At 69.8% G+C, this 12,349-nt stretch carries 14 protein-coding genes and 2 tRNA genes; 9 read left to right on the top strand and 7 right to left on the bottom strand.

Going from position 1 to position 12,349, the window contains the following annotated elements:
• The first annotated feature begins 74 nt into the window (after positions 1–74).
• Positions 75–344 (top strand): hypothetical protein, encoded by a 270-nt coding sequence (locus DW297_RS09980; RefSeq protein WP_136031867.1) that lies wholly within the window; start codon positions 75–77, stop codon positions 342–344.
• Positions 345–368: 24 nt separating this feature from the next.
• Here the strand turns inward: DW297_RS09980 and DW297_RS09975 are convergent.
• Positions 369–441, bottom strand: a tRNA-Arg gene (locus DW297_RS09975).
• A gap of 61 nt (positions 442–502) precedes the next feature.
• On the opposite strand from DW297_RS09975, the gene orn reads away from it, so the two are divergent.
• From orn to DW297_RS09945, 6 genes are all read left to right on the top strand, one after another.
• Complete coding sequence (orn, locus tag DW297_RS09970) at positions 503–1,129, top strand: oligoribonuclease (protein WP_136031865.1); 627 nt, start codon at positions 503–505, stop codon at positions 1,127–1,129.
• Between the two features lie 36 nt (positions 1,130–1,165).
• Positions 1,166–1,238, top strand: a tRNA-His gene (locus DW297_RS09965).
• Positions 1,239–1,326: 88 nt separating this feature from the next.
• The gene (locus tag DW297_RS09960; protein ID WP_136031863.1) at positions 1,327–1,956 is read left to right on the top strand and encodes a LysE family transporter; all 630 of its coding nucleotides are present in this window, start codon (positions 1,327–1,329) and stop codon (positions 1,954–1,956) included.
• A gap of 33 nt (positions 1,957–1,989) precedes the next feature.
• On the top strand, positions 1,990–2,337 hold the full coding sequence (locus DW297_RS09955; protein ID WP_136031862.1) for a metallopeptidase family protein: 348 nt from the start codon (positions 1,990–1,992) through the stop codon (positions 2,335–2,337).
• Between the two features lie 2 nt (positions 2,338–2,339).
• On the top strand, positions 2,340–2,630 hold the full coding sequence (gene clpS / locus DW297_RS09950) for an ATP-dependent Clp protease adapter ClpS (protein ID WP_136031860.1): 291 nt from the start codon (positions 2,340–2,342) through the stop codon (positions 2,628–2,630).
• Positions 2,627–3,109: a DUF2017 family protein gene (locus DW297_RS09945; RefSeq protein WP_136031858.1), complete on the top strand. Its 483-nt coding sequence runs from the start codon at positions 2,627–2,629 to the stop codon at positions 3,107–3,109. Before clpS ends, DW297_RS09945 begins: the two co-directional genes overlap by 4 nt.
• Before the next feature lie 16 nt (positions 3,110–3,125).
• Here the strand turns inward: DW297_RS09945 and DW297_RS09940 are convergent, their stop codons facing one another.
• The 6 genes from DW297_RS09940 to gatC are packed head-to-tail and all read right to left on the bottom strand — an operon-like array spanning position 3,126 to position 8,684.
• A complete protein-coding gene (locus DW297_RS09940; protein ID WP_136031856.1) occupies positions 3,126–3,707 on the bottom strand; it encodes a hypothetical protein in 582 nt (193 codons plus the stop codon).
• On the bottom strand, positions 3,691–4,008 hold the full coding sequence (locus DW297_RS09935) for a hypothetical protein (protein ID WP_136031854.1): 318 nt from the start codon (positions 4,006–4,008) through the stop codon (positions 3,691–3,693). Before DW297_RS09935 ends, DW297_RS09940 begins: the two co-directional genes overlap by 17 nt.
• Before the next feature lie 38 nt (positions 4,009–4,046).
• Positions 4,047–5,306, bottom strand: coding sequence for a DNA polymerase IV (locus tag DW297_RS09930; RefSeq protein WP_136031852.1), 1,260 nt, complete (start codon positions 5,304–5,306; stop codon positions 4,047–4,049).
• 47 nt (positions 5,307–5,353) lie between these two features.
• Positions 5,354–6,871 carry an Asp-tRNA(Asn)/Glu-tRNA(Gln) amidotransferase subunit GatB gene (gene gatB / locus DW297_RS09925; RefSeq protein WP_136031850.1) on the bottom strand — a complete coding sequence of 506 codons (1,518 nt, stop codon included), beginning with the start codon at positions 6,869–6,871 and terminating at the stop codon, positions 5,354–5,356.
• A complete protein-coding gene (gene gatA, locus DW297_RS09920; protein WP_136031847.1) occupies positions 6,871–8,388 on the bottom strand; it encodes an Asp-tRNA(Asn)/Glu-tRNA(Gln) amidotransferase subunit GatA in 1,518 nt (505 codons plus the stop codon). Before gatA ends, gatB begins: the two co-directional genes overlap by 1 nt.
• Positions 8,385–8,684 (bottom strand): Asp-tRNA(Asn)/Glu-tRNA(Gln) amidotransferase subunit GatC, encoded by a 300-nt coding sequence (gatC, locus tag DW297_RS09915; RefSeq protein ID WP_136031845.1) that lies wholly within the window; start codon positions 8,682–8,684, stop codon positions 8,385–8,387. Before gatC ends, gatA begins: the two co-directional genes overlap by 4 nt.
• 64 nt (positions 8,685–8,748) lie before the next feature.
• Between gatC and DW297_RS09910 the strand changes: the two genes are divergently transcribed.
• Together DW297_RS09910 and DW297_RS09905 are read left to right on the top strand one after the other, a co-directional pair.
• Positions 8,749–10,449 carry a long-chain-fatty-acid--CoA ligase gene (locus DW297_RS09910; RefSeq protein ID WP_136031843.1) on the top strand — a complete coding sequence of 567 codons (1,701 nt, stop codon included), beginning with the start codon at positions 8,749–8,751 and terminating at the stop codon, positions 10,447–10,449.
• Between the two features lie 46 nt (positions 10,450–10,495).
• Positions 10,496–12,349, top strand: a complete 1,854-nt coding sequence (locus DW297_RS09905) for a DEAD/DEAH box helicase (RefSeq protein WP_446724364.1) — start codon at positions 10,496–10,498, stop codon at positions 12,347–12,349.

Below are 12,349 nucleotides of genomic sequence, written 5' to 3'. Positions count from 1 at the left end.
GGTCAGACGCGTGTCCCGGCGCGGCGCGAATGTCGGTGGCCCGTCGTAGCGTTGTTGCAGGAAGGGAGAAATCGATGTCTGAACGAACGTCCGCCACGGCCCCCGAGGTGCCCTTCGCCGCACCTCGTCTCTCCTCGGAGAAGGAGCATCTGGTCCGCGCCGCCGACCACCTGTGGCGGGTCCAGGACTCGCGGGAGTATGTCCTCGGTCACCTGAGGATCGTGCCGGACCCGCTCGGTCTGCGCTACCGGGCGGAGCGGCTGCACCTCGCGACCGGCCGCTTCCGGCTGATCGGAGAGTTCTGGCGTGCCGACGATGCCGTGGCCGCGCTTCGCCACTGCTGATGCCGTCGCTACGTCGATCGGAAGCGCCCCCGGCAGGATTCGAACCTGCGACCAAGAGATTAGAAGGCTCCTGCTCTATCCCCTGAGCTACGGAGGCGGACAGTCCTACCGTACCGCGGGCAGGCGGGCGATGTCGGTGCCCTCGATAGGATGACGACATGGTAGCTGCCTCCGAGAACGATCGCCTGGTCTGGATCGACTGCGAGATGACGGGCCTCGATCTCTCCGTGGATGAGCTCGTCGAGATCGCGGTCGTCGTCACCGACTTCGAGCTGCGTCCCCTCGACCCCGGATTCCAGGTCGTGATCAAGCCGAGCGATCAGGCGCTGTCCCACATGAACGACTTCGTCACGAAGATGCACGAGACCTCCGGGCTGATCGAGGAGATCCCGCGGGGCGTCACGCTCGCGGAAGCCGAGGAGCAGACGCTCGCCTACATCCGTCGCTTCGTCCCGCTCGAGCGCAAGGCACCCCTCGCAGGCAACACGATCGGCACCGACCGCATGTTCCTCGCCAAGTACATGCCGCAGGTCGACCAGTGGCTGCACTACCGCAACGTGGACGTGTCGAGCATCAAGGAACTCTCCCGGCGCTGGTATCCCCGGGTGTTCTTCCAGGCCCCGGCCAAGGACGGCGGACACCGGGCCCTCGCCGACATCCTCGAGTCCATCCGTGAGCTCCGCTACTACCGGGAGGCCGTGTTCGTCGACGAGCCGGGTCCGTCGAGCGACGACGCCAAGGAGATCGCGACGCGCACCGTGTCGGAGTTCACCTCGAACATGTAATAGACTCGTAGGGTTGCCCGCGCAGGCGGGCGCATGGTGGGTATAGCTCAGTTGGTAGAGCGCCTGGTTGTGGTCCAGGAGGTCGCGGGTTCAAGCCCCGTTACTCACCCGGAGAGAAGAAGCCCGGTTCCTCGGAACCGGGCTTCTTCCGTTTCGAGGCGCGGATCGACGCTGCCCTGCGGCTCTAGACTGGAGCCGTGTCACTGGCGGTCTGGTTCTCGCTCCTCACCGCGTCGGTGGTGATCAGCTTCACGCCCGGCGCTGGCGCGATCAACACGATGTCGAACTCCCTGTCGCAGGGCTGGCGGCGCTCCATCTGGGGCATCATCGGCCAGCAGATCGCTCTGATCGTTCACGTCGTGATCGTCGCCGCGGGCGTCGGTCTGCTCGTCTCCCGATCCGAGGTGCTGTTCACCCTCATCCGCTACGCGGGCGCCGCCTACCTCGTCTTCCTCGGCCTCCGCCTCATCCTCAGCCGCCCGACACCACCGCTCGACGACGCGCCCATCCCCGCACCGGCGCACGAGAGCCATTGGTCGATGATGCGCCGGGGCTTCTGGGTCAACCTGCTCAACCCCAAGGCGATCGTCTTCTTCCTCGCGTTCATTCCCCAGTTCATCCGGCTCGACCAGCCACAGCTTCCCCAATACCTCGCGCTGATCGCGACGGTCGTCGTGGTCGACGTGCTGGTGATGTGGGGGTTCTTCGCGGTGGCGGCCCGGCCCTTCCGCCGCCTGACGGCCTCGCCGCGCGGGCAGCGCATCCTCAACGCCGTCTTCGGCGGCCTGTTCATCCTCGTGGCAGCGCTGCTGGTCCTGCTGCACTGACCGGTGTCCCGAATGGCCCCTAGGCTGGTCTGGATGGACATGGACGCCGGCGCATTCGAGGCCCTCGTGATCGAGGAGCTGGACCTGCTGCCCGACGACATGGTGGACCGCCTCGACAACGTCGTGTTCGTGGTCGAGGACCGCCCCGAGGACGGCAGTCTCGACCTGCTGGGGATGTACGACGGTCTCGCACTGACGGAACGCACACAGTACGGCATGGGCGAACTCCCGGATCGGATCATCGTCTACCGCGAGCCGCACCTCGCCCAGTGCGAGACCCTCGATGAACTGCGCGACGAGATCCACACGACGCTCGTGCACGAGATCGCGCACTTCCACGGCATCGACGATGCGCACCTGCACGAGCTGGGATGGGCGTGACGATGAGCACGGCACTCCCCGATCTCGACGAGAGCACGGATCTGTCCGCCGCGCCGCTCGAGCCCTGGCAGGTCGTCGTCTGGAACGACCCGGTGAACCTCATGAGCTACGTGGTCCGTGTCTTCCGCACCTACTTCGGCTACACCGAGGAGCACGCCACCGCACTCATGCTCGCCGTGCACAACGAGGGCCACGCGATCGTGGCGACAGGGCCGCGCGAGACGATGGAGGTCCACGCGCAGGCGATGCACGACTACGGGCTCTGGGCGACCGTGCGGAAGGCATCCGCATGACCGCCCCCCTCATCCTCACCGTCGCCGCCATCGAGGGCGCCCAGCTCCTGCGGATCGTCGACGACTTCCTCACCCTCATCGCCGAGCAGGATCCGAATGACCCCGCGATCGCCCGACTGACGCCCAACCCCTATCCCGACGACGAGGGGGCCGCCGCCGCGTTCGCAGCGGCCACTCGCGACGACGTGACCGACCGGCGTGTCCTGGATGCGCGCACCGTGCGGTCGGCGCTGTCCGCCTTCGACCCGGAGGCGCCGCTCACGCCGGAACAGGCCCGCGAGCCCCGGGAGGTGACGATCCGGCGAAGCGACATCGACGCCTGGCTGCGCACCCTCACCGCCATCCGTCTGGTGATCGCGACGCGGCTCGGCCTCACCGTGGAGGAGCCCGTCGCGGGTGGGGAGGCGATGGCCGTGTACGACTGGCTCGGCTACCGGCTCGAACTGCTCATCGAAGCGGCCGACGACATCGGGGCCTGAGACCGGATACCGGCGGTCACGGCACCGTGACGATGCGCGTCGCCAGCTCGCGCGGGTGGTGCTGCAGGAGGTGCTGACGCTCCTGCGCCGCCCACCGCTCCCAGTGCGGTCGGTACGTGTCGCCGTCCCTCGCGAGCGCGCGCGCCTTTCGCGACTCCTCCCCCGCCTCCACCCAGATGCGGACATCGGCGAGGTCGGCCGTCGACGGACGGAGGATGCCGCTGCCTTCGACGATCACACCGAGCGATGGGTCGACGGCATGACTCTCCGCCTCCGTGTTCTGCTCCCAGTCCCACCGACGCCAGGAGCCGAGCAGGCCCCGCCCGTGCGGCCGCAGGATTCCGTCCACCGCTCGCTCCGCGCCGGACTCCAGGCCGTCCCAGCCCGGGTACAGCGAGTCGAGGGCGATGACCTGCACCCGTCCGACGAGCGGCCAGTTCCGCGCGAGCAGCTCCGCCAGCGAGGTCTTGCCAGCACCGCTCCCGCCGTCGATGACCACCATCGGGTTCGCCGCAGCGAGGCCGCGGATGTCCTGCGCGATCAGTGCCGCGGCCTGGCGAAGCGCCGCCGCGACGGGATCGTCACTTCTTGAGGGCACGGATGATGCGCGTGAGGGCACGACCGGTGACCCACACGAAGGGCACCGCCACGACGAGCAGCGTCACGATGTTCGGCTCGAAGCGGAGCCCCTCCTCGCGGCGCACGTAGACGCCGACGGGAATCGAGACACCGCCCCCGCCGCCGCCCTCGGCACCGTCGCCGCTGCCGCCCCCGAAACCGGAGTAGGTGAATGCGACCGGCGTCACGCTCACGCCGTCGACATCCTGCGGCTCACCGTACGCGCTCTTCACGCCGAAGGACGCGACCTGCTTCCCGAGTTCCAGTGCAATGTTCGGCATGCTCCCACGGTAGCCGACCCCGCCCGCGTGCGCGCCCCTCAATCCGCGATGCCGTGGTCTTTCGGATGCCGCGCGGCCCCGCGACCCTCGCCGCGACCGATGTGACGCGCGCGGCTGATCGTCGCCGTCCCGAAGCGGGCGATCGCCTCGTCCACCGCCCCCTCCACGCGGCGCCAGTCCTCGTCGTCGTCCCAGAGCGCCAGGGCGGAGCCGCCCGCCGGCTGCAGTCTCTCGGCCCGCACGCCGACCAGACGGATCGGATCGCGCCGATCGATCTGCTCGAACAGACTCTGCGCCGCTTCCCCGATGCGCTGGCTCACGGCGGTCGGGTCGCTCAGGGTCTGCGACCGGGTGACCGTGCGGAAGTCGGCGAAGCGGATCTTGATCGACACGGTCGACGTCTCCCACCCGGCACGACGCAACCGCGCGCCCACGCGATCGGCCAGCCGCAACAGCTCCGCACGCAGGAACGCGCGGTCGTCGACATCGACGTTGAACGTCTCCTCGTGTCCGATACTCTTCTCCACGCGCTCGGTGTCCACCGCCCGCGCATCCCGGCCCCACGAGAGCTGCGCCAGCCGCGCACTCAGCGCCGGGCCCACTGCACGGTCGAGCATGTCGGTCGTGGTCGCCCTGATGTCGCCGATCGTACGGATGCCTCGCGCCTCCAGCGCCTCCGCCGCCTTCGGCCCCACACCCCACAACGCGCGCACCGACCGCGGGGCCAGGAAGTCGAGCGTCTCCGCGGCCGATACCACGAGCATGCCGTCGGGTTTCGCGATCGTCGACGCCATCTTGGCGACGTGCTTCGTCTCGGCCACGCCCACAGAGCACGTGATGCCGACCTCCGCCGAGACGCGCTCCCGGATCTGCGCGGCGATCCTCGCCGGGCTCCCCCACAGCCGACGCACGCCCTGCACATCGAGGAACGCCTCATCGACGGACAGGGGCTCCACCAGCGGGGTGAACGACTCGAAGATCGCCATCACCTGGCGCGAGACCGCCTGATAGCGGGGGAAGTGCGGCGGTACCACCCTGGCCGTCGGGCACAGGCGGAGAGCCTGCGAGACGGGCATCGCGGACCGAACGCCGTAGCGCCGCGCCTCGTACGAGGCGCTGGAGACGACGGAACGACCGTCCGGCGAGCCGATGATGAGGGGCATGCCCCGCAGACTCGGATCGTCGAGCACCTCGACCGCGGCGTAGAACGCGTCCATGTCGACATGCAGGATGCGGGTTCCGCTGTCGTCGGCATCGGCCGCGGACACCATGCGCCCTCTGCCGTCACCGTGTCCCATGCGTCCATTCTCTCCCGGGCCCCGGACACGAGGCCCGGGAGAGACGGCTACTGGGCAGCGCGCTCGAGGATGAGCTCGCGCACGCGTGCGGCGTCGGCCTGACCCTTCATGGCCTTCATGACCGCACCGATGATCGCACCGGCGGCCTGCACCTTGCCGTCCTGGATCTTCGCCATCACGTCGGGCTGTGCGGCGAGGGCCTCATCGATCGCCGCGACGAGCGCGCCGTCGTCGGACACCACGGCCAGGCCCCGGGCATCGACCACCTGCTGCGGAGTGCCCTCGCCGGCGATGACGCCCTCGAGCACCTGGCGGGCGAGCTTGTCGGTGAGGGTCCCCTCGTCGACGAGCTTCTGCAACGCCGCGACGTTCTCGGGGGTGATCAGCTCCGCGGCGTCCTTCTCCTGCGCGTTCGCCAGGCGGCTGATCTCACCCGTCCACCACTTGCGCGCGGTCGCCGGCGTCGCGCCCGCCGCGATCGTCGCCTCGACGACGTCGAGCAGACCGCCGTTGCGGACGTCCTGGAACTCCAGCGGCGTGAAACCCCACTCGGCCATGAGCCGGCGGCGCCGCGCGACGGGCTGCTCGGGCAGTGCCGCGCGCAGCTCCTCGATCAGCTCCGGGGCCGGCTGCACAGGGAGGAGGTCCGGCTCGGGGAAGTACCGGTAGTCGTCCGCGTCGGACTTCGGACGGCCCGGCGAGGTGGTGCCGGTGTCCTCGTGCCAGTGGCGGGTCTCCTGGATGATCGTGCCGCCGTCGGCGAGGATCTGCGCCTGGCGCTGGATCTCGTACCGGACGGCGCGTTCCACGGAGCGCATCGAGTTGACGTTCTTCGTCTCGGTACGCGTGCCGAGCCTCTCCTGCCCCCGCGGGCGCAGCGACACGTTGGCGTCGCAGCGCAGGTTGCCCCGCTCCAGCCGGGCCTCCGAGATGCCCAGACCGCGCACGATGTCGCGGATCGCCGCCACGTACGCCTTCGCCACCTCCGGCGCCCGGTGCTCGGTGCCGAAGATCGTCTTGGTGACGATCTCCACCAGCGGCACCCCTGCGCGGTTGTAGTCGACCAGCGAGTACTCCGCGCCCTGGATGCGTCCGGTCGCGCCGCCCATGTGGGTGAGCTTGCCCGCGTCCTCCTCCATGTGCGCGCGCTCGATCGGGATGGTCACCATGGTGCCGTCTTCGAGCTCCACCTCGACCGACCCCTCGAACGCGATCGGCTCGTCGTACTGCGAGATCTGGTAGTTCTTGCCGAGGTCGGGGTAGAAGTAGTTCTTCCGCGCGAACCGGCTCGACTCCGCGATCGAGCAGCCCAGTGCGAGTCCGAGGCTGATCGACGAGCGCACGGCCGTCTCGTTCACGACCGGCAGCGACCCGGGCAGACCGAGGTCGACCGGGGCGATGAGCGTGTTGGGCTCGGCGGCGTGATACGCCTCGTTCGCCGGGTTCGGCGCGTCGGAGAACATCTTGGTGTTCGTGTTGAGCTCGACGTGCACCTCGAACCCGAGCACAGGCTCGAACAGCTCGAGAGCCCTGTCGAAGTCCATCAGCTTGGCTGCGGCGGCCATCAGCGGTTCCCTCCTGCGAGCTGCGGTGCGCGGGTGAGGAGCGGCGCCCCCCACGAGTCGACGAGGAGTGTCTCCAGCGCCGCTCCCACGCGGTAGAGACGGGCGTCCTCCCTGGCCGGAGCCAGGAACTGGATGCCCACGGGCAGGCCGTCGTCGTCGGACAGGCCGCTCGGGATCGAGATGCCGGGCACACCCGCGAGGTTCGCGGGGATCGTGGTGATGTCGTTGAGATACATCTGCAGCGGATCGTCGATCTTCTCGCCGAGCTTGAACGCCGTGGTCGGCGCCGAAGGCGTGGCGATCACGTCGACCTGGCCGAAGGCGGCGGCGAAGTCCTGCTGGATGAGCGTGCGGACCTTCTGGGCGCTGCCGTAGTACGCGTCGTAGTAGCCCGCGGACAGCGCGTAGGTGCCGAGGATGATGCGTCGCTTCACCTCGTCGCCGAATCCGGCGTCGCGCGTGGCGGACATGACGTCCTCGACCGTGGGGTTACCCTCCGGCGTCACGCGCAGACCGAAGCGGACCGAGTCGAACTTCGCCAGGTTGCTGGACGCCTCCGCCGGGAGGATCAGGTAGTACGCGGCGACGCCGTACTCGAAGTGCGGCGCATCGATTTCGACGATCTCGGCGCCCTGAGCCTCCAGGAGCGCGAGGGCGCTGCGGAACGACGCGGCGACCCCCGGCTGGAAGCCGCTGTCGGGAAGCTCGCGGATGACACCGACGCGGAGACCTCTGAGGCCGTCCCCGCTCGCACCTTCACGCGCTGCAGCGGCGAACGACGGCCACCGCTCGTCGAGCGACGTCGAGTCCTTCGGGTCGTGGCCGCCGATCGCATCGTGCAGCAGACCGGCGTCGAGCACCGTGCGGGTGACCGGGCCGACCTGGTCGAGGCTCGACGCGAGGGCGATCGCGCCGTAGCGGCTGACTCCGCCGTACGTGGGCTTCACCCCGACCGTGCCGGTCACGTGAGCAGGCTGACGGATCGAGCCGCCCGTGTCCGAGCCGAGCGCGAGCGGGGCCTCGAACGCGGCCACGGCGGCGGCCGAACCGCCGCCGGATCCACCGGGGATCCGGTCGAGATCCCACGGGTTCCGCGTCGGGCCGTACGCGGAGTGCTCCGTCGACGAGCCCATGGCGAACTCGTCCATGTTCGTCTTGCCGAGCGGGATGAGACCGGCCGCGCGCGAGCGGGCGACGACGGTCGCGTCGTACGGCGACCGGTAGCCCTCGAGGATGCGCGAGCCGCTGGTGGTCGGCTGGTCGGTGGTGACCAGGACATCCTTGATGGCGAGCGGGACCCCCGCGATCGGGCCGAGCTCCTCCCCTGCCGCACGGCGTGCGTCGACGGCAGCGGCCGCGTCGAGCGCGTGCTCGTTGATGTGGAGGAACGCGTGCACGTCGCCGTCGACCGCGGCGATACGGTCCAGGTGCGCCTGGGTGGCCTCGACGCTGGAGACCTCACGCGCCGCGAGCTTGTCGGCGAGTTCCGCCGCGGTCAGCCGGATGATGTCGCTCACTGCTCTTCTCCCAGGATCGCGGTCACCCGGAAGCGGCCGTCGGCGGCGTCGGGGGCGTTCTGCAGCACCTGCTCGTGCGTGAGCGTCTGCCCGACGACGTCTGGACGGAAGACGTTGCTCAGGGGGATCGGGTGGCTCGTGGCGGCGACGTCGGCCGTGGCCACCTCCGACACCTTGGCGATGTTGTCGACGATGGCGTCGAGCTGGCCCGTGAGCCGCGTCACCTCGTCGTCGTTCAGCTGGATGCGCGCGAGCACGCCGAGATGGCGCACAAGATCAGGGGTGATTTCAGACACGACCCCAGTCTAGTTGGGGTGCCGTCGCCCGCTCGGCGCGTCGCGGCGCGCATAAGCTGGGCGCGTGAGCACGTTCCAGCCTCCTCGCCCGTGGATCGCCAGCTACGCCGACGGCGTCCCCGAGGATCTCGCCCCCGTCACCGGTTCCCTCGTCGACATCGTCGCCGCGTCCGCCCGCGACTACCCCGACGCTCCCGCGCTGCAGTTCTTCGGCCGTGAGACCACTTACGCCCGACTGCAGGACGCGATCGACCGGGCGGCCACCGGACTCCGCGACCTCGGCGTGCGTGCGGGCGACCCGGTCGCGATCGTGCTGCCGAACTGCCCGCAGCACATCATCGCCTTCTACGCCGTGCTGCGTCTGGGCGCCGTCGTCGTCGAGCACAACCCGCTCTACACGCCGCGCGAGCTGCGGAAGCAGTTCGAGGATCACGGCGCCAAGCACGCGATCGTGTGGAACAAGGTCGTCGCCACCGTGCAGGACTTCCCCGCCGACCTCGCCGTGACGAACCTCGTCTCCGTCGACGTGACGCGCGCGATGCCCGCCCTCACCCGCTTCGCTCTGCGGCTGCCCGTCGCGAAGGCGCGCGATTCCAGGGCAGCGCTGACCGAGCGCGTGCGCGGAACCGTGGTGTGGGACTCGCTCGTGGCCTCCGACCCGCTTCCGGCGTCGCATCCGAGACCGAACACGGACGACCTCGCGATCATCCAGTACACCTCGGGCACCACCGGAACTCCGAAGGGCGCCGCGCTGACGCACCGCAACCTGCTGGCGAACGCGGCGCAGGCGCAGGCATGGGTGCCGTCGATCCAGCGCGGCAAGGGCTGCGTGGTGTACGCCGTGCTGCCGATGTTCCACGCCTACGGGCTGACGCTGTGCCTCACGTTCGCGATGTCGATGGGGGCGCGGCTCGTGCTGTTCCCCAAGTTCGACCCCGACCTCGTGCTCGATGTCGTCAAGAAGCACCCCGCCACCTTCCTCCCGCTCGTGCCCCCGATCGCCGACCGGCTGCTCGCGGCCGCGCAGGCGAAGGGCGTCTCCCTGGACGGCATCGAGGTCGCGATCTCCGGGGCGATGGCCCTGCCGCACGACCTGGTCGTCCCCTTCGAGGCCGCGACCCACGGGTACCTCGTCGAGGGCTACGGGCTGAGCGAGTGCTCGCCCGTGCTGATGGCGAACCCCGTGGCCGACAACCGCGTGCCGGGCACCGTCGGCCTCCCCCTCCCCGGAACGGAGTGCCGCGTGGTCGACCCCGAGGACCCGACGCAGGACGTACCGGCGGGGTCGGCGGGCGAGCTCGTCGTCCGCGGCCCGCAGGTGTTCTCCGGCTACTACGGCAAGCCGGAGGAGACCGACGCCGTGTTCGTCGACGGCTGGTACCGCACGGGAGACATCGTCACGATCGACGAGGCCGGCTTCGTCCGCATCGTCGACCGCATCAAGGAGCTGATCATCACCGGCGGCTTCAACGTCGCCCCCACCGAGGTCGAGAACGCGCTGCGGCAGCACCCGTCGGTCGTGGACGCCGCCGTCGTCGGACTGCCCAGCGAGCACTCGGGCGAGGAGGTCGTCGCCGCGATCGTCGTCGACGGAGGCGCCGACGTCGACGTCGAAGCGATCCGCGCGTACGCCCGCAGCATCCTCACCCCGTACAAGGTGCCGCGCCGCGTGTTCGTGGTCGACGAGCTGCCGAAGTCGCTCATCGGCAAGGTCCTGCGCCGCCAGGTCAAGGAGAAGCTGCTCGCGCTCACCACCGGCGCCTGAGCCGTCTGCACAGGTGGTGGCGGCCGGCGCGCGCTACCCTTGGGAAGTGACCCCTGAAGACGCAGTGCCCACCGACGCCCCGGACGAGTCCCCCGCAACCCCCGGATTCGAGGAGCTCGGCATCACCGGGCCCGTCCTCAAGGCCATCCGAGACCTCGGCTACGAGACCCCCTCCCCGATCCAGGCCGCGACGATCCCGACCCTGCTGTCGGGCCGCGACGTGGTGGGCATGGCGCAGACCGGCACCGGCAAGACCGCGGCCTTCGCGCTCCCCGTGCTGGAGCGCCTCGACACCGCACAGAAGACCCCGCAGGCCCTCGTGCTCGCCCCCACGCGCGAGCTGGCGCTGCAGGTGTGCGAGGCGTTCGAGTCGTACGCCTCACGCATGAAGGGCGTCCACGTGCTGCCCGTGTACGGCGGTCAGGGGTACGGCGTGCAGCTGTCGGCGCTGCGCCGCGGTGTGCACGTGGTCGTCGGAACCCCCGGTCGCATCATGGACCACCTCGCCAAGGGCACGCTCGACCTCTCGGAGCTGCAGTACCTGGTGCTCGACGAGGCGGATGAGATGCTGAAGATGGGCTTCGCGGAGGATGTCGAGCAGATCCTCGCCCAGACGCCGGAGGAGAAGCAGGTCGCGCTGTTCTCCGCCACGATGCCCGCCCAGATCCGACGCCTCGCGCAGCAGTACCTCCGCGACCCGGAGGAGATCACGGTCAAGTCCAAGACCGCGACCAACACGAACATCACCCAGCGGTACCTCGTGGTGTCGTACGCGCAGAAGGTGGACGCTCTCACGCGCATCCTCGAGGTGGAGAACTTCGACGGGATGATCGTCTTCGTCCGCACCAAGAACGAGACCGAGACGCTCGCGGAGAAGCTCCGCGCTCGCGGCTACTCCGCCGCCGCGATCAACGGCGACGTGCCGCAGGTGCAGCGCGAGCGCAGTGTCAACCAGCTCAAGGACGGCAAGCTCGACATCCTGGTCGCGACCGACGTCGCCGCGCGCGGTCTCGACGTGGAGCGCATCAGCCACGTCATCAACTTCGACATCCCCACCGACACCGAGTCGTACGTGCACCGCATCGGCCGGACCGGGCGCGCCGGGCGGACCGGGGACGCGATCAGCTTCATCACCCCGCGCGAGCGCTACCTGCTGAAGCACATCGAGAAGGCCACGCGTCAAACGCCGACGCAGATGCAGCTGCCGACCACGGAGGACGTCAACACCACGCGCCTCGCACGCTTCGACGACGCCATCACGACCGCGCTGTCCGAGACCGCCCGCATCGACGCGTTCCGCGACATCATCGCCCACTATGTGCGCCACCACGACGTGCCCGAAAGCGATGTCGCCGCGGCTCTCGCCGTGGTCGCGCAGGGTGAGCGACCGCTCCTCCTCGACCCCGCGGACGACCCGCTCGCCCGAGCTGTCGCCGCCGACAACCGTCCGCCGCGTGAGCGCGCACCGCGCGACACGCGGGAGACGCGTGAGCCCAGGGAACGCCGGGGCCGTGGCGACTATGCGGCGTACCGCATCGAGGTCGGACGCCGGCACCGCGTGGAGCCGCGGCAGATCGTCGGCGCGCTCGCGAACGAGGGCGGCCTCGGTCGCGACGACTTCGGCGCCATCAACATCCGCCCCGACTTCTCGATCGTGGAGCTGCCGGCCAACCTCGACCCCGCCGTCCTCGAGAAGCTCCGCGACACCCGCATCTCCGGGCGGCTGATCGAGATCGCGCCCGACCGTGGCCCCGGGGCACGCCGGGGAGCTGCGCGCGACCGCGGGAACGACGACAGCGCGGGCCGCGGCTACCGCGGTGACCGCCATGACCGTGACGATCGCGGACCCCGCGGTCCCCGCGAGGACAAGCCGTTCCGGAAGCCCCGTCACAAGAGCTGA

The organism is Microbacterium sp. PF5 (assembly GCF_004794315.1).
GTDB classification, from domain to species: Bacteria; Actinomycetota; Actinomycetes; order Actinomycetales; family Microbacteriaceae; genus Microbacterium; species Microbacterium sufflavum.
The sequence above is the reverse complement of the archived record's forward strand: the minus strand, read 5'-3'. Positions and strand labels throughout refer to the sequence as shown.